This is a genomic window from Streptomyces sp. NPDC092369 (genome assembly GCF_044755245.1).
GTDB lineage: Bacteria > Actinomycetota > Actinomycetes > Streptomycetales > Streptomycetaceae > Streptomyces.
The window spans coordinates 1,117,520-1,140,071 of record NZ_JBIVQP010000001.1 but is presented as its reverse complement, the minus strand read 5'-3'; the positions used below and the strand labels follow the sequence as shown (position 1 = coordinate 1,140,071).

General features: G+C 71.1%; 20 protein-coding genes. 14 read left to right on the top strand and 6 right to left on the bottom strand.

Annotated elements, in window-relative coordinates; translation table 11 throughout:
* Window positions 1–72 precede the first annotated feature (72 nt).
* The gene (locus ACIQI8_RS05095; protein ID WP_402345047.1) at window positions 73–1,773 is read left to right on the top strand and encodes a BCCT family transporter; all 1,701 of its coding nucleotides are present in this window, start codon (window positions 73–75) and stop codon (window positions 1,771–1,773) included.
* Between the two features lie 74 nt (window positions 1,774–1,847).
* On the opposite strand, the gene ACIQI8_RS05090 is transcribed toward ACIQI8_RS05095, so the two are convergent.
* A complete protein-coding gene (locus ACIQI8_RS05090; protein WP_402345045.1) occupies window positions 1,848–2,810 on the bottom strand; it encodes an FAD-dependent oxidoreductase in 963 nt (320 codons plus the stop codon).
* Between the two features lie 66 nt (window positions 2,811–2,876).
* Here ACIQI8_RS05090 and ACIQI8_RS05085 point away from each other — a divergent pair, with 66 nt between their 5' ends.
* Entirely contained in the window at window positions 2,877–3,899 is a 1,023-nt protein-coding gene (locus ACIQI8_RS05085) for an oxidoreductase (protein WP_402345043.1), read from the top strand.
* Between the two features lie 48 nt (window positions 3,900–3,947).
* Entirely contained in the window at window positions 3,948–5,588 is a 1,641-nt protein-coding gene (locus ACIQI8_RS05080) for an ABC-F family ATP-binding cassette domain-containing protein (RefSeq protein WP_402345042.1), read from the top strand.
* A 109-nt stretch (window positions 5,589–5,697) separates the two neighbouring features.
* On the opposite strand, the gene ACIQI8_RS05075 is transcribed toward ACIQI8_RS05080, so the two are convergent.
* Window positions 5,698–8,082 carry a Tex family protein gene (locus ACIQI8_RS05075; RefSeq protein WP_402345040.1) on the bottom strand — a complete coding sequence of 795 codons (2,385 nt, stop codon included), beginning with the start codon at window positions 8,080–8,082 and terminating at the stop codon, window positions 5,698–5,700.
* A gap of 157 nt (window positions 8,083–8,239) precedes the next feature.
* Here ACIQI8_RS05075 and ACIQI8_RS05070 point away from each other — a divergent pair, with 157 nt between their 5' ends.
* Together ACIQI8_RS05070 and ACIQI8_RS05065 are read left to right on the top strand one after the other, a co-directional pair.
* Window positions 8,240–9,199: a GlxA family transcriptional regulator gene (locus tag ACIQI8_RS05070; RefSeq protein ID WP_402345039.1), complete on the top strand. Its 960-nt coding sequence runs from the start codon at window positions 8,240–8,242 to the stop codon at window positions 9,197–9,199.
* 85 nt (window positions 9,200–9,284) lie between these two features.
* The gene (locus tag ACIQI8_RS05065) at window positions 9,285–9,935 is read left to right on the top strand and encodes a DJ-1/PfpI family protein (protein WP_402345038.1); all 651 of its coding nucleotides are present in this window, start codon (window positions 9,285–9,287) and stop codon (window positions 9,933–9,935) included.
* On the opposite strand, the gene ACIQI8_RS05060 is transcribed toward ACIQI8_RS05065, so the two are convergent.
* Window positions 9,907–10,662, bottom strand: a complete 756-nt coding sequence (locus ACIQI8_RS05060) for an enoyl-CoA hydratase/isomerase family protein (RefSeq protein ID WP_402345036.1) — start codon at window positions 10,660–10,662, stop codon at window positions 9,907–9,909. The two genes, ACIQI8_RS05065 and ACIQI8_RS05060, sit on opposite strands and share 29 nt — an antisense overlap.
* Window positions 10,663–10,728: 66 nt before the next feature.
* Between ACIQI8_RS05060 and ACIQI8_RS05055 the strand changes: the two genes are divergently transcribed.
* Both ACIQI8_RS05055 and ACIQI8_RS05050 read left to right on the top strand, forming a co-directional pair.
* Window positions 10,729–11,361: an HdeD family acid-resistance protein gene (locus tag ACIQI8_RS05055; protein WP_402345034.1), complete on the top strand. Its 633-nt coding sequence runs from the start codon at window positions 10,729–10,731 to the stop codon at window positions 11,359–11,361.
* Window positions 11,362–11,535: 174 nt separating this feature from the next.
* Window positions 11,536–12,045: an ATP-binding protein gene (locus tag ACIQI8_RS05050; protein ID WP_402346688.1), complete on the top strand. Its 510-nt coding sequence runs from the start codon at window positions 11,536–11,538 to the stop codon at window positions 12,043–12,045.
* A 3-nt stretch (window positions 12,046–12,048) separates the two neighbouring features.
* Here ACIQI8_RS05050 and idi read toward each other — a convergent pair whose 3' ends face one another.
* From idi to galE, 3 genes are all read right to left on the bottom strand, one after another.
* Window positions 12,049–12,642, bottom strand: coding sequence for an isopentenyl-diphosphate Delta-isomerase (idi, locus tag ACIQI8_RS05045; RefSeq protein WP_402345032.1), 594 nt, complete (start codon window positions 12,640–12,642; stop codon window positions 12,049–12,051).
* 256 nt (window positions 12,643–12,898) lie between these two features.
* A complete protein-coding gene (locus ACIQI8_RS05040) occupies window positions 12,899–13,840 on the bottom strand; it encodes a cation diffusion facilitator family transporter (RefSeq protein WP_402345030.1) in 942 nt (313 codons plus the stop codon).
* 127 nt (window positions 13,841–13,967) lie between these two features.
* Window positions 13,968–14,987 (bottom strand): UDP-glucose 4-epimerase GalE, encoded by a 1,020-nt coding sequence (galE, locus tag ACIQI8_RS05035; RefSeq protein WP_402345028.1) that lies wholly within the window; start codon window positions 14,985–14,987, stop codon window positions 13,968–13,970.
* A gap of 289 nt (window positions 14,988–15,276) precedes the next feature.
* Between galE and ACIQI8_RS05030 the strand changes: the two genes are divergently transcribed.
* The 7 genes from ACIQI8_RS05030 (at window position 15,277) to ACIQI8_RS05000 (ending at window position 22,323) form a co-directional block, all read left to right on the top strand.
* On the top strand, window positions 15,277–17,070 hold the full coding sequence (locus tag ACIQI8_RS05030; RefSeq protein ID WP_402345026.1) for a DUF5941 domain-containing protein: 1,794 nt from the start codon (window positions 15,277–15,279) through the stop codon (window positions 17,068–17,070).
* Window positions 17,067–17,819, top strand: coding sequence for a sugar phosphate nucleotidyltransferase (locus ACIQI8_RS05025; RefSeq protein WP_402345024.1), 753 nt, complete (start codon window positions 17,067–17,069; stop codon window positions 17,817–17,819). The genes ACIQI8_RS05030 and ACIQI8_RS05025 overlap by 4 nt, the downstream gene beginning before the upstream one ends.
* Window positions 17,807–18,868 carry an iron-containing alcohol dehydrogenase family protein gene (locus tag ACIQI8_RS05020; RefSeq protein ID WP_402345022.1) on the top strand — a complete coding sequence of 354 codons (1,062 nt, stop codon included), beginning with the start codon at window positions 17,807–17,809 and terminating at the stop codon, window positions 18,866–18,868. Before ACIQI8_RS05025 ends, ACIQI8_RS05020 begins: the two co-directional genes overlap by 13 nt.
* Window positions 18,846–19,625, top strand: coding sequence for a CDP-alcohol phosphatidyltransferase family protein (locus tag ACIQI8_RS05015; RefSeq protein ID WP_402345020.1), 780 nt, complete (start codon window positions 18,846–18,848; stop codon window positions 19,623–19,625). The genes ACIQI8_RS05020 and ACIQI8_RS05015 overlap by 23 nt, the downstream gene beginning before the upstream one ends.
* Window positions 19,626–19,630: 5 nt before the next feature.
* Entirely contained in the window at window positions 19,631–20,503 is an 873-nt protein-coding gene (locus ACIQI8_RS05010; protein WP_402346686.1) for a glycosyltransferase family 2 protein, read from the top strand.
* A gap of 94 nt (window positions 20,504–20,597) precedes the next feature.
* Window positions 20,598–21,527 (top strand): ABC transporter permease, encoded by a 930-nt coding sequence (locus tag ACIQI8_RS05005; protein WP_402345018.1) that lies wholly within the window; start codon window positions 20,598–20,600, stop codon window positions 21,525–21,527.
* Complete coding sequence (locus ACIQI8_RS05000) at window positions 21,520–22,323, top strand: ABC transporter ATP-binding protein (protein WP_402345016.1); 804 nt, start codon at window positions 21,520–21,522, stop codon at window positions 22,321–22,323. Before ACIQI8_RS05005 ends, ACIQI8_RS05000 begins: the two co-directional genes overlap by 8 nt.
* The last annotated feature ends 229 nt before the right edge of the window (window positions 22,324–22,552 follow it).

Here is a 22,552-nt window from a genome sequence, read left to right as displayed (position 1 = left end):
CGCCACCTGTGATAGGCCCTTGGGGCAAAGCCCAACAGAAATGAGCAAAACACCCAGGGGAAGGTGCAGCCGATGACCGACGATCCGCAGCGGGGAGGCGACGGGGAAGGGGCGTCGGCCCCTCCCCGCAACCACACCGACCGGGTGGTGTTCGGTGTCACCGCCGCCATCACCGTGGCCTTCGTGATCTGGGGCTGGGCGGCCACGGACTCCCTGGAGAGCGTCTCCACGACGATGCTCAACGGCCTGATCCACAACGGCGGTTGGGCCTTCATGCTGTCCGCCTCGTGCTTCGTGGCCTTCGCCCTGTGGCTGGCGATCAGCCGCTACGGCCGCATCCACCTCGGCGCCGAGGGCGAGGAACCCGAGTTCCGCACGGTGTCCTGGGTCGCGATGATGTTCAGCGCCGGCATGGGCATCGGCCTGATGTTCTACGGCGTCAGCGAACCGCTCGCGCACTACACGAGCCCGCCGCCCGGTACGCCCCCCGCCGACTCCGGCGAGCGGATGCAGACGGCGATGGCCACCACCCTCTTCCACTGGACGCTGCACCCCTGGGCGATCTACGCGGTGGTCGGCCTCGGCATCGCCTACAGCACCTTCCGCAAGCGCCGCCGCCAGACCATCAGCGCGGTGTTCACCCCGCTCATCGGGGAGCGGCACGCGAACGGCGCCGCCGGGCGGGTCATCGACATCCTCGCGATCATCGCCACCGTCTTCGGCTCCGCGGCCTCCCTCGGCCTCGGCGCCCTCCAGATCGGCTCCGGATTCCAGGAGTTGGACTGGATGGACGACGTCAGCACCGGTCTGCTCGTCGCCATCATCGCCGTGCTCACCCTGGCGTTCGTCGCCTCGGCGGTCTCCGGCGTGGAGAAGGGCATCCAGTGGCTGTCCAACATCAACATGGTGCTGGCGCTGATCCTGGCGGTCTTCGTCTTCGTCGCGGGCCCCACGATCATCGTCCTGGACCTGCTGCCCACCTCGATCTTCGCCTACCTGGGCGACCTGCCCCAGCTCGCGGGCCGCACGGAGGCCAGCGGCGGCAAGGGCGTCGCGGACTGGCTGGGCAGCTGGACCGTCTTCTACTGGGCCTGGTGGATCTCCTGGACGCCCTTCGTCGGCATGTTCATCGCCAGGATCAGCCGCGGCCGCACCATCCGGCAGTTCGTCGGCGGCGTCATCCTCGTCCCCAGCACGGTCAGCCTGGTCTGGTTCGCGGTCTTCGGCGGTACGGCGATGAAGCTGAAGGAGGGCGGCGCGCTGGGCGGCAAGTCGACGCCCGAGGCCCAACTCTTCGGCGTCCTCCAGGAGTTCCCCATCGCGACCGCCACGAGCCTTCTGGTGATGATCCTGGTCGGCATCTTCTTCGTCTCGGGTGCCGACGCCGCCTCCATCGTGATGGGCACGCTCTCCCAGAAGGGCGCCCTCGAACCCGGCCGGTTCGTCGTGGTGTTCTGGGGCGTGGTCACCGGAGCCGTCGCCGCGATCATGCTGCTCGTCGGCAGCGGTGAGGACGACGCCCTCACCGGCCTGCAGAACCTCACCATCCTGGCCGCCGCGCCCTTCGTCCTGGTGATGATCGGCATGTGTGTCGCCCTCGTCCGCGACCTGCGCCGCGACCCGGTCATCGTGCGCGGCGAGATGGGCTCCGAGGCCGTCGAACTCGCCGTGATCGAGGGCCACAAGAAGTACGACGGCGACTTCGAGATCAAGGTCGGCCCGGGCCCCGGCACCGGTACGGAGGGCGACCCCTTGGGGCACGACCACGGCTGAGGGGTACGGCTGGGACGGAACTCGGCACGGCCTGCTCGCCGTTGAGATGCGCCGGGGTGGGGCTCACCCCCGGCTCACCCCGCAGCTCCGGCGCCGACGGCGAGCGCGGCCGCCTCCTCCGCGCACCCCCAGGCCACCGTCACCCCCGCCCCGCCGTGACCGTAGTTGTGCACCAACACCCGCCCGTCCGCGAGGACTTCACTCTCCAACCGGACCGCGTCCCGGGCCGGCCGCAGCCCCACCCGGTGCTCCAGCACCCGCGCCCCGGCGATCTCCGGCCGCAGCGCCGCACACCGCCGTACGATCGCCTCGGCCACCGCCGGATCCGGTTCCGTGGACCACGCGTGCTCGTCGGCCGTGCCACCGAGCAGGAGTCGGCCGGGCTGCGGGAAGAAGTACGCCATCTCGCCGTCGGCGCCGGTGGTGACCAGCCAGGTGTCGATCCCGGGGTTCTCCACCACGACCAACTGCCCCCGCACCGGATACACGTGCGCGTCCGGCACCAGCTCACGGGCGCCGAGGCCCGAGCAGTTGACCACCACCGGGGCGTCCGCCTCCGCGAGCGCGGCCACCGTTCGCTCCTCGACCACCCCGCCCGCCTTCGCCAACCGGCCGAGCAGCCACGGCAGATGGGCCGGCATGTCGATGAGCGGCAACCGCGCCCACAGGCCCGTCCCCGTGTACTCGTCGCCCGTCGCCGCCCGCAGCCCCGGCACCCGGGCCGCCCACGGCCCCAGCTCGTCCAGCCGCGTCTCACCGAGTACGCCCTCGGCCATGCGTACGCCCGTCTGTGCGGGCCGCGCGGCCAACTCCTCGTACACGCCCAGCGCGCGCAGCGCCCACGCGCCGGCCCGCGCCTCCGGTTCGATCCGGTACGGCCACCAGAGCGCCCCGGCAACGGCCGAGGTCGTGCGCTCGGCGGGATCCCGGGACCAGACCCGCACCCGTATCCCGCGTTCGGCGAGGACGACGGCCGTGGTCAGACCGACGACCCCGCCACCGATCACGATGACATCGCTGTTCGATCCGCTCTCCATCCCGGGACCGTAGCGGAATGTCCCATGCCGTGCGCAGATCGCTGTCGCTGCGGGAATACTCACAGCATGTCTGCCGAGTACGCGACCTTCGGCCTGGCACCGGCGATGCGTGCCGGTGGAGTCCTCGTCAATGGTGACTACCAGGTTCACCGGGACTTCCTGGACTTCATCGTCGACGGACGACCGCTGCTGTTCCAGCTCTCCGACCTCGATGCCGTCTCCCCACTGGCCTCCGACATCCCACCCGCGATCTTCACCGAACAGGTCCGCAGCCTGCTGCTGGAGGCGGACGCCCCGCTTCCGGGCGGGCGTTACGTCATCTACGGCTGCCCCGAGTGCGCCGACCTGGCCTGCGGCGCCGTCACCGCGGTCATCGAGAAGGACGGCGCCGACTACATCTGGCGGGACTTCGCCTGGCAGACCGACGAACACGCCGACCTGGAGCTCAACGGCTACCACGGCATAGGGCCGTTGCGCTTCGCCGGCACCGAGTACCGCGAGGCACTGGCGGCCCTCCTCGACGAAGGCCCGGGCGGCACCCGCCGCCGGGTTCTGCTGATCGGCGCCCGCGTCGCCCTGCTCGCCAGACTCGCCGCCGCCCTGCGCATCATCGGCATCGGCGCCGACATCGCCCACGACACCGACGGCGTCCACACCGACGAACTGCGCGGCTACGGCGCCGTCGCCTTCGGCCGCGCGGTCGCCGAGCAGGAACGTGCCTCCGTACGCCGTGCCTTCGAACAGGCCGGCGTCGACGTCGCCTACGTCGACGGCCTCGCCCCGATAGTCCCGCTGCTCGTCGCCCAGATCGAACACGCCCTGGACCGCAGCCCGGTGGAACTGCGCCGCCTCACCCACCTGGTCGCCGCCGACGGCGAGGCGGGCGTCGAGGTCACCTCGTCCTGCCGGGTCAGCCTCACCGCGTACCGCCTCGACCGCCTCTACCGCGCCCACGCCCACGAGGTCTTCGACGGCGTCCTCGAACCGGGCCGCCACCGCATCGCCCTGGACGCCAAGGCGGTGAAGGGGGAGTCCTTCGTGGTGGCACGGACCGCCGGGAGTGTGCTGGTGGAGGCGATGGCGCGGTGAGAACCCGGCGGCGGGAGACCGCGCCCGGCCGTTAGGATCGGCGGTCTGATGACTGCCACCCTCGTCGCCAAGAATCTCGCCGCCGGCCACGGTGACCGCTCCCTCTTCGCCGGGCTCGACCTCGTCGTCGCGCCCGGCGACGTGATCGGGTTGGTCGGCGCCAACGGCGCGGGCAAGTCCACGCTGCTCAAGATGCTCGCGGGCCTGCTCGCTCCCGAGGAGGGGGAGCTCAGGCTCTCCCCGCCGAGCGCCACCGTCGGCCACCTCCCGCAGGAGCCCGAGCGCCGGCCCGGCGAGACGGTCCGGGAGTTCCTCGCCCGCCGCACCGGCGTCGCCGAGGCCCAGCGGGTGATGGACGAGGCCACCCAGGCGCTGGTCGACGGCGCGCCCGGCGCCGACGACGCCTACTCGACGAGCCTGGAGCGCTGGCTCGACCTCGGCGGCGCCGACCTCGACGAGCGGGCCGCGGAGGTCACCGACTCCCTGGGCCTGTCCGTGGACCTCGACCAGCCCATGACCGCCCTCTCCGGCGGCCAGGCGGCCCGCGCCGGACTGGCCTCCCTGCTCCTGTCCCGCTACGACGTCTTCCTCCTCGACGAGCCCACCAACGACCTCGACCTGGACGGCCTGGAGCGCCTGGAGCGCTTCGTCTCAGGCCTGCGCGCCGGCACCGTCGTCGTCAGCCACGACCGCGAGTTCCTCACCCGCACGGTCACCAAGGTCCTCGAACTCGACCTGGCCCAGCAGCAGATCACCCTCTACGGCGGCGGCTACGAGGCCTACCTGGAGGAGCGGGAGGTGGCCCGTCGGCACGCCCGCGACGACTTCGACGAGTACGCCGACAAGCGCTCCGCGCTCCAGGACCGCGCCCAGATGCAGCGCTCCTGGATGGACAAGGGCGTCAAGAACGCCCGGCGCAAGGCGAACAACGACAACGACAAGATCGGCCGCAAGTTCCGCAGCGAGGCCAGTGAGAAGCAGGCCGCGAAGGCCCGGCAGACCCAGCGCATGATCGAGCGCCTGGACGTCGTCGAGGAGCCCCGCAAGGAGTGGGAACTGCGCATGGAGATCGCCTCGGCCCCGCGCTCGGGCGCCGTCGTGGCCACCCTGCGGGACGCCGAGATCCGCCGCGGCGACTTCGCCTTCGGCCCGGTCACCCTCCAGATCGACTGGGCGGACCGGGTGGCGGTGACCGGGGCGAACGGCGCCGGCAAGTCGACCCTGCTCGGCGCCCTCCTCGGCCGCATCCCGCTCGACTCCGGTACGGCCTCCCTCGGCTCCGGCGTCCTGGTCGGCGAGGTCGACCAGGCCCGCAAGCTCTTCCACGGCGAGGAGTCCCTGCTCGACGCGTTCTGCGCGGCCGTCCCGGACACCGAACCGGCCGAAGTACGCACCCTCCTGGCCAAGTTCGGCCTCAAGGCCCACCACGTCATGCGCTCCGCGGCCACCCTCTCCCCGGGCGAACGCACGAGGTCGGCCCTGGCCCTCCTCCAGGGCCGAGGAGTCAACCTCCTGGTCCTGGACGAGCCCACCAACCACCTCGACCTACCGGCCATCGAGCAACTGGAGTCCGCCCTCGACGCCTACGAGGGCACCCTCCTCCTGGTCACCCACGACCGCCGCATGCTGGACGCGGTACATGTGACGCGCCGCTTGGAGGTAGCGGCGGGCAAGGTCGAGGAGCGCTAGCGGAGGGTGAAACGCGTGGTCTTCTCGCGAGACGGTTGGGGACGCGCCCCGAAAGGGGCGCGGGTAACTGCGCGACCAGCCACAACGGCCCCGCAGTTACCCACTGCCGTCAGCGCTTGCCATCCTTGGGATTGAGCAACCCCGCCTTGCGAAGAGCATCGGCCATCGCACTGTTGGCCGGCGGCGCAGCCGCTTGCCGCGAACCACCGCCACCCCCTTGCCGCTGCTGCCGCTGCTGAGGCGGACGCCCACCCCGCTGCCGACGGTCACCCCCGCCGCCCTGCTGCCCCTGCTCCTTCGGCGCCGCTTCGTCATCGAGCCGCAGGGTCAGCGAGATGCGCTTACGCGGGATGTCCACGTCGAGCACCTTCACCTTGACGATGTCACCCGGCTTCACGACCTCACGCGGGTCCTTGACGAACGTCTTCGACAGCGCGGACACATGCGCGAGCCCGTCCTGGTGGACACCGATGTCGATGAACGCCCCGAACGCGGCGACGTTCGTGACGACGCCCTCCAGCACCATCCCGGAAGTGAGGTCGGAGATCTTCTCGACGCCGTCCTTGAAGGTCGCCGTCTTGAACGCGGGCCGCGGGTCGCGACCCGGCTTCTCCAGCTCCTTGAGGATGTCCGTCACGGTCGGCAGACCGAACGTCTCGTCCACGAACTCGGTCGGCCTCAGCGAGCGCAGCACACCCGTGTTGCCGATGAGCGAGGCCACCTCCTGCCCGGACGTCTTCACCATGCGCCGGACCACCGGGTACGCCTCGGGGTGCACGCTGGACGCGTCCAGCGGGTCGTCGCCGCCGCGGATCCGCAGGAAGCCCGCGCACTGCTCGTAGGCCTTGGGGCCGAGCCGTGCCACGTTCTTCAGTTGGCCGCGCGAGGTGAACGGGCCGTTGGAGTCGCGGTGGGCCACGATGTTCTCGGCGAGTCCGGAGGTGATGCCGGAGACCCGGGAGAGCAGCGGGGCCGACGCCGTGTTGACGTCCACGCCGACGCCGTTCACACAGTCCTCCACCACCGCGTCGAGCGAGCGCGACAGCTTCACCTCGGACAGGTCGTGCTGGTACTGGCCGACGCCGATCGACTTGGGGTCGATCTTCACCAGCTCGGCGAGCGGGTCCTGGAGGCGGCGCGCGATGGAGACGGCGCCGCGCAGCGACACGTCCATGTCGGGCAGCTCCTGCGAGGCGAACGCGGAGGCCGAGTACACGGAGGCGCCGGCCTCGGACACCATCACCTTGGTGAGCTTCAACTCCGGGTGCTTGGTGATGAGTTCACCGGCGAGCTTGTCGGTCTCGCGGGACGCCGTGCCGTTGCCGATCGCGATCAGCTCGACCGCGTGCTCCTTGGCGAGGCGGGACAGCTTGGCGATCGCCTCGTCCCACTTGTTCGCCGGGACGTGCGGGTAGATGACGTCGGTCGCCACCACCTTGCCGGTCGCGTCGACGACGGCGACCTTCACCCCGGTCCGGAAGCCGGGGTCCAGGCCGAGCGTCGCGCGCGTGCCGGCCGGGGCGGCGAGCAGCAGGTCGCGGAGGTTGGAGGCGAAGACGTTGACCGCCTCGTCCTCGGCGGCCGTGCGCAGCCGCAGCCGCATGTCGATGCCGAGGTGCACCAGGATCCGGGTGCGCCAGGCCCAACGGACCGTGTCCGTCAGCCACTTGTCACCGGGGCGCCCGCGGTCGGCGATCCCGAATCTGTGGGCGACGATCCCCTCGTACGAGGAAGGCCCCTCCGTCGCCTCCTCCGGCTCCAGGACGAGGTCGAGGACCTCCTCCTTCTCGCCGCGCAGCATGGCGAGGGTCCGGTGCGAGGGCAGGGCGGTGAACGGCTCGGCGAAGTCGAAGTAGTCGGCGAACTTGGCGCCCGCCTCCTCCTTGCCCTCCCGCACCTTGGCGGCCAGGCGGCCACGCGCCCACATGCGCTCGCGCAGCTCGCCGATCAGGTCGGCGTCCTCCGCGAACCGCTCGGTGAGGATCGCCCGGGCGCCGTCGAGGGCGGCCTGCGGATCGGCCACGCCCTTGTCGGCGTCGACGAACGCGGCGGCCGCGGCCAGCGGTTCCACGGTTGGGTCGCCCAGCAGCCCCTCCGCCAGCGGCTCAAGACCGGCCTCGCGCGCGATCTGCGCCTTGGTGCGCCGCTTGGGCTTGTACGGCAGGTAGATGTCCTCAAGGCGCGCCTTGGTCTCCGCGGCGCGGATCTGCGCGGCCAGCTCGTCGGTGAGCTTGCCCTGCTCGCGCACCGACTCCAGGATCGCCGTGCGCCGCTCCTCCAGCTCCCGCAGGTAGCGCAGCCGCTCCTCGAGTGTGCGCAGCTGCGCGTCGTCGAGCATCTCGGTGGCTTCCTTGCGGTAGCGCGCGATGAAAGGCACCGTCGAGCCGCCGTCGAGCAGCTCTACGGCCGCCTTGACCTGCCGCTCCCGTACGCCGAGTTCCTCGGCGATCCTGCCTTCGATGGACCCTGGTTCGATGGATCCGGCTGTCGTCACGATCCCGTACCGCCTTCTCGCTGGGGTTGCGCGGCAATTGTGGCAGGTCGCACCGACACCCGGGGATCAGGGCGCCGCCCTGTGGAAAAGCCGGATGGCAGGAAAGGTGGGAAGCGCGTCATTGCGGCCATGTGCACGCCCGCCGAGAATCGACGGCATGGCGCAGCGAACCGTTCTCGTCGTCCTCTTCGACGGCGTCCAGAGCCTCGACGTCACCGGCCCGGTGGAGGTGTTCGCGGGTGCGGAGAAGGGCGTGCCGGGCTCGTACCGCATCCGTACGGCCTCCCTGGACGGCGGCCCGGTGCGCACGTCCAGCGGCCTCACCCTCGTAGCGGACCAGGCGCTCACGGAGGCGCCGGACCCGCACACCCTGCTCGTCCCCGGCGGCGCGGGCACCCGCAGTCCGGACCCGCGCCTGGTCGACTGGCTGCGTGCGCACGGCACGCGCGCGAAGAGGCTGGTGTCGGTGTGCACGGGAGCGCTGCTGCTGGCCGAGGCGGGCCTGCTGGACGGCCACCGCGCGACCAGCCACTGGTCGGTGTGCGAGAAGCTCGCCCGCGACCACCCGGCCGTCGAGGTCGACCCGGACCCCATCTACATCCGCGACGGACACCTCGCCACCTCGGCCGGCGTCACCTCCGGCATCGACCTCGCCCTCGCCCTGGTCGAGGAGGACATCGGCCGGGAGACCGCCCTCTCCATCGCCCGCCACCTCGTCGTCTTCCTCCGACGCCCGGGAAACCAGGCCCAGTTCAGCGCCCAGCTCGTCGCGCAGACGGCGCAGCGGGAGCCGCTGCGTGAGGTCCAGCAGTGGATTACCGAGCACCCCGGCGACGACCTGTCCGTGGAGGCCCTCGCGACCCGCGCCGGCCTCTCGCCCCGCCACTTCGCCCGCGCCTTCCAGACCGAGACCGGCATGACACCGGGCCGCTACGTCGACCGTGTCCGCCTCGAACACGCCCGCCGCCTCCTGGAGGACACCTCCGACGGCATCGAGGAGATCTCCCGCGCCTGCGGCTACGGCACGCCCGAGGCCATGCGGCGCGCCTTCGTCAGATCCCTCGGCACCGCACCGGCCGAGTACCGCCGCCGGTTCCGCCCGGCGCCCGCGCACTGAAACACCCGCGGATCAGCTGGACACATGCAGATCGGCTGGACATCCGCCGACCGCTGATACATCCGCAGACCGAAGGGGGAACCCCATGCAGTTCGCCATCGTCCTCTACGACCGCTTCACCGCCCTCGACGCCGTCGGACCCTACGAGACCCTGGGCCGCCTCCCGGACTCCGAGGTCGTCTTCGTCGCCGAGCAAACCGGGCCCGTCCGCACCGACAACGGGAACCTCGCGCTGATCGCCGAAAGGACCCTGGCCGAGGTGCCCGGCCCCGACGTCGTGGTCGTCCCCGGCGGCCCCGGCCAGACCCCGCAGATGGAGAACGAGGCACTGCTGGACTGGATCCGCACGGCCGACGCCACGAGCACCTGGACGACGTCCGTGTGCACGGGTTCGCTGCTGCTGGCCGCCGCGGGACTGCTCGACGGGCGCCGCGCGACCTCGCACTGGCTGGCCCTGGACGAGCTGAAGAGGTTCGGCGCCGAGCCGACGGGGGAGCGGGTCGTCACGGACGGCAAGTACGTCACCGCGGCCGGGGTCTCCTCGGGCATCGACATGGGCCTCACCCTGCTGGGCCGTATGTCGGGCGATGTCGTCGCCCAGGCCGTGCAGTTGGGCATCGAGTACGACCCGCAGCCGCCCTACGACGCGGGGTCCCCGCAGAAGGCGCCCGCGGACGTCGTCGAATTGATCCGCTCGATGAGCCGGTTCATCCTGGGAACGGAACCGACCACGTGAACCGCGGCCGCCTGCGCTCCAGGAACGCGGCGACCCCCTCCGCGGTGTCGTCGCTGCCGCGCGCCTGCTCGGCCCAGTAACCGTCCCTGTCCGTACGCCCGCCCGCGAATTCCTTGGCCGCGGCCTGCGTGAGCCGCGAGCGGGCGGCCAGGATCCTGGTGAACTCCGCGACCCGCTGGCTGAGTTCGCCCGCCGGAAGGACCTCGTCCACCAGGCCGGTGCGCAGCGCCCGCTCCGTGTCGATCAACTCGCCCGAGAACAGCAGGTACTTGGCGGTGGCCGGACCCACCAAGGCCACCAACCGCCGCGTGGACGAGGACGCGTACACGATCCCCAGCTTGGCCGGTGTCACCCCGAACAGCGCACCCTCCTCGGCGAACCGCAGATCGCAGGCCGCCGCGAGCTGCGCGCCGCCGCCCACGCAGTGCCCGCGGATCGCGGCCAGCGTCGGCTTCGGAAAGGCCGCGAGGGCATCCTCGGCACCCACCGCAAGCGACTGGGCCTCCTTCGGCGACCCCCGCAGCGTCGAGATGTCGGCCCCCGCGCAGAACGTGCCGCCCTCCCCGGTCAGCACCAGTGCCCGCACCTCCGGATCGCCCGCGAGCGCGTCGAGCAGCGGCGGCAGCGCGGCCCACATCGCGGCCGTCATGGCATTGCGCTTGGCCGGGTGATGGATGACGACCGTGGCGACGGAGTCGGTGACCGTGTGCATCAGCTGGGGCTCCATGGCCGGATGCTAGCCGCAGCGCCCGACCGTACGATCAAGGAGGGGGCCGACCGCGAGGAGACTGCGATGGCCACTGCCCGACAGGACGAGGCCGCGAAACTGCACCGAGGTTTCGGCTGGCTCGCCGCGCTCGGCGTGATCCTGGTGCTCGCCGGACTCGTCGGGCTCGTCTACACCGGGGTCGCCACCCTGACCTCGATGCTGCTCTTCGGCTGGCTGCTGCTGATCGGCGGCGCCGTGGGTCTGCTGCACGCGGTGCAGGCGCGCGGCACCAACTTCTTCTGGCTCGGCGTCATCGTCGCGGCCCTGAACATCGCCGCGGGCGTGGTCGTCATCCGCCGCCCCGACGCGGCCGCCGCCGCTCTCACCATGTTCGCCGCGCTGCTCTTCCTCACCGCCGGTCTCTTCCGCCTCGTGGGCAGCCTGGTGGTGCGCGGTCCGCAGTTCGGCTGGACCCTGCTGCTGGGCGCCTTCGACCTCCTGCTGGGCATCCTGGTGCTGGGGAACTGGCCGAGCAGCAGCAAATACGTCATCGGCTGTTTCTTCTCGCTCGCGCTGCTCTTCGACGGACTCGGACTGCTCGCGACCGGTTTCGGCGGTCGCCGGATCGTCGGCCTGGTCTCCGAGCGGCTCGCCGGGGAGGACGACGCCCGGGACGGACCGGGCCGGGCGCACGCCAAACCCGTACCCCCCGAATAGGTCGCGAAGTCGGCGCGGAGCGGACAGAAGTGGTCACCTAGGCGACCTCGTCATCCGTCAACGGTCATAAGTGCTCGATACTCGCTGACTTCTGTTCAGTCATCCGGAGCGGAGCGGGTCGTTATCAACACTCGATGCGTGGTGACAATCGAGCGCAAGGGTGGCGACCGGACGATGGAGAACCACGGGCGCGGGTCCGGCCCACGCCCAGACGGCGACACGGACGAGCCCCGTGACCGGGGGGCCCCCGATCCACTGCCGTACGAAGGTGTCTGGCGGTTCACCGCGCCCGCTGTCGACGCCTCGGTCCCGCAGGCGCGACACGCCGTGCGGGACCTGCTGTACCGCCAGGGAGTGCCCCTCTCCGACGACCTCGTCCAAGGCCTGCTGCTGATCGTCTCGGAGCTGGTCACGAACGCCGTCCGGCACGCGGCGCTGCTGTCGCCGATGCTCGCCGTGGAGGTCGCGGTGGGCGCCGAGTGGGTGCGGGTGTCCGTCGAGGACAACCACCCCTACCGCCCGACCGCCCTGGAGGCCGACCACGGCCGGACCGGCGGCCGTGGACTGCTGCTGGTGCGCGAGATCACCAGGGAGGCGGGCGGGGTGTGCGACGTCGAGCACACGTCGAGCGGCGGCAAGGTGATCTGGGCCGCGCTGCCGCTCAAACCCGTGCGGGTGCTCTGAGCCTCACCAGCCGGCCGACGGGCCGGTCAGCTCCCGCACCGCGGGCCGGGCGGCGTCGAGGACCGTCATGAACCAGGACGAGAAGGGGTCCTTGGCATGCCGCTCGGCCAGCTCCGCGGGGGTCACGAACGCCGTGTCGCCGACCTCCTCCTCGTCGGGCCGCAGCTTCGACTGCACCAGGCCCACGAAGAGGTGGTTGTACTCCTGCTCGACCAGGCCCGAGGCCGGGTCCGGGTGGTTGTAGCGGACCGTGCCCGCCTCGGCGAGCAGCGTCGGGGACACCCCCAGCTCCTCGTACGTACGCCGGGCCGCCGCCGCGAAGGGCGCCTCGCCGGGGTAGGGGTGGCCGCAGCAGGTGTTGGACCACACACCGGGGGAGTGGTACTTGCCCAGCGCCCGCTGCTGGAGCAGCAGCCGGCCGCGCTCGTCGAAGAGGAACACGGAGAACGCGCGGTGCAGCCGCCCCGGGGGCTGATGGGCGGAGAGCTTCTCCGCGGTGCCGATCGTGACGCCGTCCTCGTCGACCAGTTCGAGCAAAATGGCGTCTGCGGTGCCGTTCGACGGACTGTGCGTCGCGGTGGCTGGTGTGATCGGCATACCCATCCTTCGCATCGGTTCTCGCCGCCCAAGTCTGCCGTACGAATCCGGCACTCCCGGCACTTCGCGGCGCGCCCGCATGTCCCGCGCGCGGCACGGACAGCGACCGTCACCGGTCGGACGCCGGAACAGGGGCCCGGTAGGTCATCGTGCCCCTGGCGGTCGGCGGGGAACCGCGCGGGGCGGGCGTACTGATGTGCAGGACGCCGATGCGCCCCGGACGGCTGCGTTCCGCGCCGGGGGCGCCCCACGTGCCTCAGTGGCAGAGCTTCGCCTCGTGTTCCGCGTGTCCGCCCGGTTCCAGCTGGAAGGTGCAGTGCTCCACGTCGAAGTGGTCGCCGAGGCACTCCTGGAGCTCGTGCAGCATCTTCTCGTGGCCGATCGCGCTGAGCGCGTCGGAGCCCACGACCACGTGCGCCGACAGCACCGGCATGCCGGACGTGATCGTCCAGGCGTGCAGGTCGTGGACGTCCTCCACCCCGTCCAGGGCCAGCATGTGGGACCGCACGTCCGCCATGTCGACGCCCTTGGGTGCCGTCTCCAGCAGCACGTCCAGCGTCTCGCGCAGCAGCTTCAGGGTGCGCGGCACGATCATCAGGCCGATCACGAGCGAGGCGATCGGGTCGGCGGCCTGCCAGCCGGTGCCCAGGATCACCAGCGCCGAGATGATCACCGCGAGCGAACCGAGGGCGTCCGCGGCGACCTCCAGGAACGCCCCGCGCACGTTCAGGCTCTCCTTCTGACCACGCACCAGCAGCGTCAGCGACACCATGTTGGCGACCAGACCGATCGCGCCGAACACGATGGTCAGCCCGCCCTCCGTGGCGGCCGGCGTGACGAACCGCTGGACCGCCTCGTACAGGACGTATCCGCCGACCCCGAGCAGCAGCAGGCAGTTGGCGAGCGCGGCGAGGATCTCGGCGCGGGCGAGCCCGAAGGTGCGGTTCCCGGTCGCCGGACGGCCCGCGAAGTGGATGGCGAGCAGTGCCATGCCCAGGCCAAGGGCGTCGGTCGCCATGTGGGCGGAGTCCGCGATCAGCGCCAGCGAGTCCGCCAGCACTCCGCCGACCACCTCGATCACCATCACGCCGAGCGTGATCGAGAGCGCGACACGCAGCCGACCGCGGTACGCCGAGGTGGCCGTACCCGTGGTCGGCGCATGCGAATGCGCGTGTCCGTGGTCGTGTCCTGCCCCCATGACAGCCCTTCCTGTGTTCCGCCCGGGAACCCAGTGAACTACGGGTGGGGGGTATCGGGCAACGCGGCACTGAACACCGTTGTCATGTGCCGTGACCTGCGGAAACGATACGCAGGTCAGGAGACCCTCAGTTATTCGGCCGGGTGCCCTCCGGCTCGCCGGTCGTGCCGTGGCCGCCGTGGTGCAGCAGCCAGCCCCGCCACGCCGACTCGACCATTTCGCGTACCCCGCGCCCGGCCGTCCACCCCAGTTCCCGCCCGGCGAGCGCGGCCGAGGCGACGGCACGCGGCGCGTCCCCGGGGCGGCGCCCCTCGACGAGCGCCGGCCGGGTGTCGCCGGTGACCTCACCGATGAGCGTGACCAGCTCCCGTACCGAGACGCCCTCGCCGCGACCGATGTTCACCGTGAGGTCGCCGGCGGCGGTACCGGTGGCCTCACCGAGCCGCCGGGCCGCCGCCAGATGCGCCTCGGCCAGGTCGGCGACGTGGATGTAGTCGCGCACGCACGTGCCGTCCGGTGTCGGGTAGTCGGCGCCGAAGATCCGCGGGGCCTCGTCACGGGTGATCCGGTCGAAGACCATCGGCACGATGTTGAAGACGCCGGTGTCGGCCAGCTCCGGCGCGGCGGCGCCCGCCACGTTGAAGTAGCGCAGGCACACGGTCGAGATGCCGTGCGCCCGGCCCGCCGCGCGGACCAGCCACTCCCCGGCCAGCTTGGTCTCGCCGTACGGGTTCACCGGCCCGCACGGGGTGTCCTCCGTGATGAGGTCCACATCGGGGTTGCCGTACACGGCCGCGGACGAGGAGAAGACGAACCGTCCGATCCCGGCCTCCGCGACCGCCTCCAGGAGCGTGGCGAGGCCGCCGACGTTCTCCCGGTAGTAGCGGGTCGGCTGCGCCACGGACTCGGCGACCTGCTTGCGGGCGGCCAGGTGCACCACACCGGTCACCTCGTGCTCGGCGAAGACCCGCTTGAGCAGTCCGGCGTCCAGCGTCGAGCCCCCGATCAGCGGGACGTCCGCCGGCAGCCGGCCCGCCACCCCCGCCGAGAGGTCGTCCAGCGCGACGACGCGTTCCCCGGCCCCGGCCATGACCCTCGCCACATGGGCTCCGATGTATCCCGCTCCGCCTGTGATCAGCCATGTCATGGTCGCCCACCCTATGTCGGCACCGCCGGGCGCCCTCGATGTCCTGGATGCCCGGGCCGAAGGGGGTGATAGCGGGCACGGTTTGTGGGCGGAGCCCAAAATCACCGATGATGATCGCGGCAAAGGCCAGTGGATCCGGCGTTGATCAGCCCATGAACGGGCGGTGAACGCAGGCCTTCGAACATCCGATAGCCTCTGCCGACATGCCGCCCGCCTGGTGCAACCAAGGGGCGCCCCCATCGTGTACATGACCGGCGCCAGGGCGTCGGCACCCAGGGAGTGAGTTCGGTTGTCGACCGCCATCCTCACCGGTCAGCCGGTCCCCGGATCGTCGATCGAGGGTGATCTGCGGTCCCTCGGCTTCGACGTGCTGGTGGCCGCCGACGCCGTCGACGCCGAGCGGCTCGTCGCGCAGGTGCCCTCCGACGGACGGGTCGCCCTGGTCGACGCCCGGTTCGTCGGCCACGTGCACGCGCTGCGCCTCGGTCTCACCGACCCCCGCTTCCCGCTCGCCGCGATCGCCGGTGCCGTCACCGCACAGCCCGAGGGCCGGTCGACCCTCACTCGCGCGCTGGCCCGCGAGACCTCGGCGGGCGGCGGCACGGCCCTGGCCGTCGACAGCCTCCCCGACCGCATAGTCACCGCCCTTTCCGACGACGGCGCCGACGTCCGCAGCCCCGAGCTCGGCAGCCTGGTCGCCGCCGTCCCGGCCGACCCGCAGGCCCGCAACGAGGCACGGCAGGCCGTCGCCGACGTGGACGACGAGGCCGTACGCCTGAAGTCGGCGGTGAAGGCCCGCGACGGCTTCTTCACCACGTACTTCATCAGCCCGTACTCCCGTTACATCGCCCGCTGGTGCGCCCGCCGCGGCCTGACCCCGAACCAGGTCACCACCGCCTCCCTGCTCACCGCGCTCATCGCGGCGGGCTGCGCGGCCACCGGCACCCGCGGCGGCTTCGTCGCGGCCGGCGTGCTGCTGATCGCGTCCTTCGTCCTGGACTGCACCGACGGTCAGCTCGCCCGCTACTCCCTGCAGTACTCCACGCTCGGCGCCTGGCTCGACGCCACCTTCGACCGGGCCAAGGAGTACGCCTACTACGCCGGCCTCGCCCTCGGAGCCGCCCGCGGCGGTGACGACGTATGGGCCCTCGCCCTCGGCGCGATGGTCCTGCAGACCTGCCGGCACGTCGTCGACTTCTCCTTCAACGAGGCCAACCACGACGCGACCGCCAACACCAGCCCCACCGCAGCCCTCTCCGACAAGCTCGACAGCGTCGGCTGGACGGTGTGGCTGCGCCGGATGATCGTGCTGCCGATCGGCGAACGCTGGGCGATGATCGCGGTCCTCACCGCCGTCACGACCCCGCGCATCACCTTCTACGTCCTTCTCATCGGCTGCGCCTTCGCGGCGACCTACACGACCGCCGGGCGCGTACTGCGCTCGCTGACCCGCAAGGCACGGCGCACGGACCGCGCGGCACAGGCGCTGGCGGACCTCGCGGACAACGGGCCGCTGGCGGGACTGGTCGCGCGGGTGGCCCCCCGCTTCCCGGCGCCGGTGAGCGCCGCGGCCGGCGGGCTCCTCGTGGTGATCTCCGCCGCAGTCTGGGGCGCCGGCTGGCCGACCGTGCTGGGCGCCGTCGGCTACGTCCTGCTCTCCGGGGTCGCTCTCTCGCGCCCCCTCAAAGGCGCTCTGGACTGGCTCGTCCCCCCCTTCTTCCGGGCGGCCGAGTACGGCACCGTCCTGATCCTGGCGGCGAAAGCGGACGTGAACGGAGCGCTTCCCGCGGCTTTCGGACTGGTGTCCGCCGTCGCCTACCATCACTACGACACGGTGTACCGCATCCGTGGCGATGCCGGAGCGCCCCCCACGTGGTTGGTGCGCGTCATCGGGGGACACGAAGGACGGACGCTGCTCGTCACCGTCCTGGCCGCGCTGCTCACGGCCTCGCAGTTCACGCTCGCGCTCACGGCCCTGGCCGTGGCCGTGGCCCTGGTGGTGCTCGCCGAGAGCATCCGCTTCTGGGTGGCTTCCCATCTGAGAGGCGCCTCCGCAGTACACGATGAAGGAGAACTCGCATGATCGGCCTCGTGCTGGCGGCCGGCGCCGGTCGGCGTCTGCGCCCCTACACCGACACCCTGCCCAAGGCACTGGTGCCGGTGGGGCCCGCGGGTGCCGAGGACTCGATCACCGTGCTCGACCTCACCCTCGGCAACTTCGCCGAGATCGGCCTGACCGAGGTCGCCGTCATCGTCGGCTACCGCAAGGAGGCCGTGTACGAGCGCAGGGCGGAGCTGGAGCGGAAGTACGGCGTCAAGCTCACCCTCATCGACAACGACAAGGCCGAGGAGTGGAACAACGCCTACTCCCTGTGGTGCGGCCGTGACGCTCTCAAGGACGGCGTGATCCTCGCCAACGGCGACACCGTCCACCCGGTCTCCGTCGAGCGTGCGCTGCTCGCCGCGCGGGGCGACGGAAAGCGGATCATCCTGGCCCTGGACACGGTGAAGGACCTGGCCGACGAGGAGATGAAGGTCGTCGTCGACCCCGAGCAGGGGATGACGAGGATCACCAAGCTGATGGACCCCGCCGAAGCCACCGGCGAGTACATCGGCGTCACGCTCATCGAGGGCGACGCGGCCCCCGAACTGGCCGACGCGCTCAAGACGGTCTGGGAGACGGACCCGCAGCAGTTCTACGAGCACGGCTACCAGGAGCTGGTGAACCGCGGCTTCCGGATCGACACCGCGCCCATCGGTGACGTGCAGTGGGTGGAGATCGACAACCACGCCGACCTCGCCCGCGGACGGGAGATCGCGTGCCAGTACTGACCCGGCTCATTCCCTCGCCGCTGGTCGTCGACATCCGCCCGGGTGCTCTCGAGGACCTGGCGGGAGTGCTGGCCGACGAGCGCATCTCGCAGTCGGGCCGGCTCGCCGTCGCCGTCAGCGGCGGCTCGGGTGCCCGGCTGCGGGCGCGCCTGGAGCCGACGCTGCCCGGTGCCACCTGGTACGAGGTCGGCGGCGGCACCCTCGACGACGCGGTGCGGCTGGCCGGCGAGATCAAGGCCGGCCACTACGACGCGGTCGTGGGCCTGGGCGGCGGGAAGATCATCGACTGCGCCAAGTTCGCCGCCGCGCGCGTGGGCCTGCCCCTGGTCGCGGTGCCGACCAATCTCGCGCACGACGGCCTCTGTTCGCCGGTCGCCACCCTCGACAACGACGCCGGGCGTGGCTCCTACGGTGTGCCGAACCCGATCGGCGTGGTCATCGACCTGGACGTGATCCGCGAGGCCCCCGCCCGCTTCGTACGGGCAGGCATCGGCGACGCGATCTCCAACATCAACTCGATCGCGGACTGGGAGCTGTCCCACCGGGTCAACGGCGAGAAGGTCGACGGACTCGCCGCCGCCATGGCCCGCCAGGCCGGCGAGGCGGTGCTGCGTCACCCCGGCGGCATCGGCGACAACGACTTCCTCCAGGTCCTCGCCGAGGCACTGGTCCTCACCGGAGTCGCCATGTCGATCTCGGGCGACTCCCGGCCCGCCTCGGGCTCCTGCCACGAGATCAACCACGCCTTCGACCTGCTCTTCCCCAAGCGCGCAGCCAGCCACGGCGAGCAGTGCGGCCTGGGCGCGGCCTTCGCGATGTACCTGCGCGGAGCCCACGAGGAGGCCGCCTACATGGCCCAGGTGCTGCGCCGGCACGGACTGCCGGTGCTCCCGGAGGAGATCGGCTTCACGACGGAGGAGTTCGTCCGGGTCGTGGAGTTCGCCCCCGAGACCAGGCCCGGCCGTTACACCATCCTCGAACACCTCGACCTCAAGACCGACCAGATCAAGGACATCTACGCCGACTATGTCAAGGCCATCGGTAGCTGAACTCCGCCCGGTCGTCCACCCGCCGGGGGTCAAGGACCGGCGCAGCGGTGAGCACTGGATGGGGCGCCTCTACATGCGAGAGGTGTCCCTGCGCGTCGACCGCTACCTGGTGAACACCAGGGTCACGCCCAACCAGCTCACGTACCTGATGACCGTCTGCGGCGTGCTCGCGGCGCCGGCGCTGCTGGTGCCGGGCATCCCGGGCGCGGTGCTCGGCGTGCTCGCGGTCCAGTTGTACCTGCTGCTCGACTGCGTGGACGGCGAGGTCGCCCGCTGGAAGAAGCAGTACTCGCTGGGCGGGGTCTACCTCGACCGGGTCGGCGCCTATCTGACCGACGCGGCAGTGCTCGTCGGCTTCGGGCTGCGCGCCGCCGACCTGTGGGGCAGCGGCCGTATCGACTGGCTGTGGGCCTTCCTCGGCACTCTCGCCGCGCTCGGCGCGATCCTGATCAAGGCCGAGACCGACCTGGTCGGCGTCGCCCGCCACCAGACGGGCCAGGCGCCGGTCCAGGAGGCCGCGTCCGAGATGCGCTCCTCCGGCATGGCGCTGGCCCGCCGGGCCGCCGCCGCGCTCAAGTTCCACCGGCTGGTGCTCGGCATCGAGGCGTCCCTGCTGATCCTGGTCCTGGCCATCGCCGACGAGGCCCGCGGCGACCTGTTCTTCTCGCGGCTCGGTGTCGCCGTACTCGCCGGCATCGCGCTGCTGCAGACCTTGCTGCACCTCGTGTCCATCCTCGCCTCCAGCAGGCTGAAGTGAGCGCCATGCGGGTCGGCGCGGTGATCATCACCATGGGCAACCGCCCCGACGAGCTGCGGGCCCTGCTCGACTCGGTCGGCAAGCAGGACGGCGACCCGGTCGAGGTCGTCGTGGTCGGCAACGGATCGCCCGTCCCGGACGTCCCCGAGGGCGTCCGCACGATCGAGCTGCCCGAGAACCTCGGCATCCCCGGCGGCCGCAACGTAGGCATCGAGGCCTTCGGCCCCAGCGGTCGCGATGTCGACATATTGATGTTCCTCGACGACGACGGCCTGCTCGCTCAGCACGACACCGCCGAGCTCTGCCGCCAAGCCTTCGAGGACGACCCCCGCCTCGGCATCATCAGCTTCCGCATCGCCGATCCCGAGACCGGGATAACCCAGCGCCGGCACGTCCCGCGGCTGCGCGCCGCCGACCCGATGCGCTCCTCCCGGGTCACCACCTTCCTCGGCGGCGCCAACGCCGTCCGCACCAAGGTCTTCGCCGAGGTCGGCGGCCTCCCGGACGCCTTCTTCTACGCCCATGAGGAGACCGACCTGGCCTGGCGCGCCCTGGACGCCGGCTGGATGATCGACTACCGGTCCGACATGGTGCTCCACCACCCCACGACCGCCCCCTCGCGGCACGCGGTCTACCACCGCATGGTCGCCCGCAACCGCGTCTGGCTCGCCCGCCGCAACCTCCCCGCGCCCCTGGTCCCGGTCTACCTCGGCAGCTGGCTGCTGCTCACCCTCGTCCGCCGCCCCTCGCGGTCCGCCCTGCGGGCGTGGTTCGGCGGTTTCCGGGAGGGCTGGAGCACGCCCTGCGGACCGCGCAGGCCCATGAAGTGGCGTACGGTGTGGCGGCTGACCCGACTGGGCCGTCCCCCGGTGATCTGACAAGCTCGTTCCTGTGAGCCGGCGGATCCGACCGGCTCCGGTCCCCGTGCCGGCCCGCACGGGTGCGCATCCCGAAGACGAAGGTTTTCCACTGGTGAGTGAGACAACGCATGACGGCACGGTCGCACCGAGTGCGGCCGCGCTGCCCGCCGAGGGCCTCACGGCGGCCCAGCTCGCCTCCAAGTACGGGCTGACCGTGAGCGGGGCCCGGCCCTCCCTCGTCGAGTACTTCCGTCAGCTCTGGGACCGGCGGCACTTCATCCTCGCCTTCTCGCGGGCGAAGCTGACCGCCCAGTACAGCCAGGCGAAGCTCGGCCAGCTCTGGCAGGTGGTGACCCCGCTGCTGAACGCGGCGGTCTACTTCTTCATCTTCGGCATGATCCTGAAGGCGAACCGCGGTCTGTCGCACGACGTCTACATCCCGTTCCTGGTCACCGGCGTCTTCGTGTTCACCTTCACGCAGAGCTCGGTGATGGTGGGCGTGCGCGCGATCTCCGGCAACCTCGGCCTGGTCCGTGCCCTGCACTTCCCGCGCGCCTCGCTGCCGATCTCCTTCGCGCTCCAGCAACTCCAGCAGCTGCTCTACTCGTTGATCGTGCTGTTCGTGGTGGCCGGCGCCTTCGGCAGCTACCCGGACCTGTCCTGGCTGCTGATCGTTCCGGCGCTCGCCCTGCAGTTCCTCTTCAACACCGGGCTCGCCCTGGTCTTCGCCCGGGCCGGCTCCGCGACCCCGGACCTCGCGCAGCTGATGCCGTTCGTGCTGCGCACCTGGATGTACGCGTCCGGCGTGATGTTCTCCATCCCGATCTTCCTGGCCGACAAGCCGCAGTGGCTGGCGAACGTCCTGCAGTGGAACCCGGCGGCGATCTACATGGACCTGATGCGCTTCGCGCTCATCGACGGCTACGGCGCCGAGAACCTGCCCGACCACGTCTGGGCGGTCGCCGTCCTGTGGGCGGTGTGCCTGGCCGTCGGCGGGTTCGTCTACTTCTGGAAGGCGGAGGAAAGGTACGGCCGTGGCTGAGCACAATCCCGTCGAGCGGGTGGTCGAGCAGGGTGCGGACCGCATCCCCACCGTCGTCGCCGAGGAACTGCACATCGTCTACCGGGTCAACGGCGCCAAGACCGGCAAGGGCAGCGCCACTTCGGCGCTCAGCCGGATCATCAAGCGCGGCGAGGAGCGGGGCGTGCGCAAGGTGCACGCCGTGCGGGGCGTGTCGTTCGTCGCCTACCGCGGCGAGGCCATCGGCCTGATCGGCTCCAACGGCTCCGGCAAGTCGACCCTGTTGCGCGCCATCGCCGGGCTGCTGCCCGCCGAGAGCGGCCGGGTCTACACCGGTGGCCAGCCCTCCCTGCTCGGTGTGAACGCGGCCCTCATGAACGACCTGACCGGCGAGCGGAACGTCATCCTGGGCGGGCTCGCCATGGGCATGTCCCGCGAACAGATCAGGGAGCGCTACCAGGAGATCGTCGACTTCTCCGGGATCAACGACAAGGGCGACTTCATCACCCTGCCGATGCGCACCTACTCCTCCGGCATGGCGGCCCGGCTGCGGTTCTCCATCGCCGCCGCCAAGGACCACGACGTCCTCATGATCGACGAGGCCCTCGCCACCGGCGACGCCGCCTTCCGCAAACGTTCCGAGCAGCGCATCCGCGAGCTGCGCAAGGAAGCCGGCACGGTGTTTCTGGTCAGTCACAACAACAAGTCGATCCGGGACACCTGCGACCGCGTCCTGTGGTTGGAACGCGGTGAGCTGCGGATGGACGGACCCACCGAAGAGGTCCTCCAGGAGTACGAGAAGTTCACGGGCAAGTAGTCCACCCCGACATGGGCAGTCAGGCCCACCACGCTTCCACGGGCCCCGCCGGAACCTCTCCGGCGGGGCCCCGCGTCTGCAAAGGAAACGTCAACTCGTGGTCGCCTTAGGAATCTTGGCGCCAATCGGTGTGTTGTTGTGATGTGCAGGACACCCCAGAGAACCTCGCTGCGTTGTACAACGTAAGCTGGACCGGTCCCGAAACGCGGCAAGTGGGGCGATAATGCGC

Excerpts from the sequence above, each read along its gene's own strand:
- ACIQI8_RS05095 (WP_402345047.1), top strand. The coding sequence starts at position 73 with ATGACCGACGATCCGCAGCGGGGAGGCGACGGGGAAGGGGCGTCGGCC.
- ACIQI8_RS05090 (WP_402345045.1), bottom strand. The coding sequence starts at position 2,810 with ATGGAGAGCGGATCGAACAGCGATGTCATCGTGATCGGTGGCGGGGTC.
- ACIQI8_RS05085 (WP_402345043.1), top strand. The coding sequence starts at position 2,877 with ATGTCTGCCGAGTACGCGACCTTCGGCCTGGCACCGGCGATGCGTGCC.
- ACIQI8_RS05080 (WP_402345042.1), top strand. The coding sequence starts at position 3,948 with ATGACTGCCACCCTCGTCGCCAAGAATCTCGCCGCCGGCCACGGTGAC.
- ACIQI8_RS05070 (WP_402345039.1), top strand. The coding sequence starts at position 8,240 with ATGGCGCAGCGAACCGTTCTCGTCGTCCTCTTCGACGGCGTCCAGAGC.
- ACIQI8_RS05065 (WP_402345038.1), top strand. The coding sequence starts at position 9,285 with ATGCAGTTCGCCATCGTCCTCTACGACCGCTTCACCGCCCTCGACGCC.
- ACIQI8_RS05060 (WP_402345036.1), bottom strand. The coding sequence starts at position 10,662 with ATGGAGCCCCAGCTGATGCACACGGTCACCGACTCCGTCGCCACGGTC.
- ACIQI8_RS05055 (WP_402345034.1), top strand. The coding sequence starts at position 10,729 with ATGGCCACTGCCCGACAGGACGAGGCCGCGAAACTGCACCGAGGTTTC.
- ACIQI8_RS05050 (WP_402346688.1), top strand. The coding sequence starts at position 11,536 with ATGGAGAACCACGGGCGCGGGTCCGGCCCACGCCCAGACGGCGACACG.
- idi (WP_402345032.1), bottom strand. The coding sequence starts at position 12,642 with ATGCCGATCACACCAGCCACCGCGACGCACAGTCCGTCGAACGGCACC.
- ACIQI8_RS05040 (WP_402345030.1), bottom strand. The coding sequence starts at position 13,840 with ATGGGGGCAGGACACGACCACGGACACGCGCATTCGCATGCGCCGACC.
- galE (WP_402345028.1), bottom strand. The coding sequence starts at position 14,987 with ATGACATGGCTGATCACAGGCGGAGCGGGATACATCGGAGCCCATGTG.
- ACIQI8_RS05025 (WP_402345024.1), top strand. The coding sequence starts at position 17,067 with ATGATCGGCCTCGTGCTGGCGGCCGGCGCCGGTCGGCGTCTGCGCCCC.
- ACIQI8_RS05015 (WP_402345020.1), top strand. The coding sequence starts at position 18,846 with ATGTCAAGGCCATCGGTAGCTGAACTCCGCCCGGTCGTCCACCCGCCG.
- ACIQI8_RS05010 (WP_402346686.1), top strand. The coding sequence starts at position 19,631 with ATGCGGGTCGGCGCGGTGATCATCACCATGGGCAACCGCCCCGACGAG.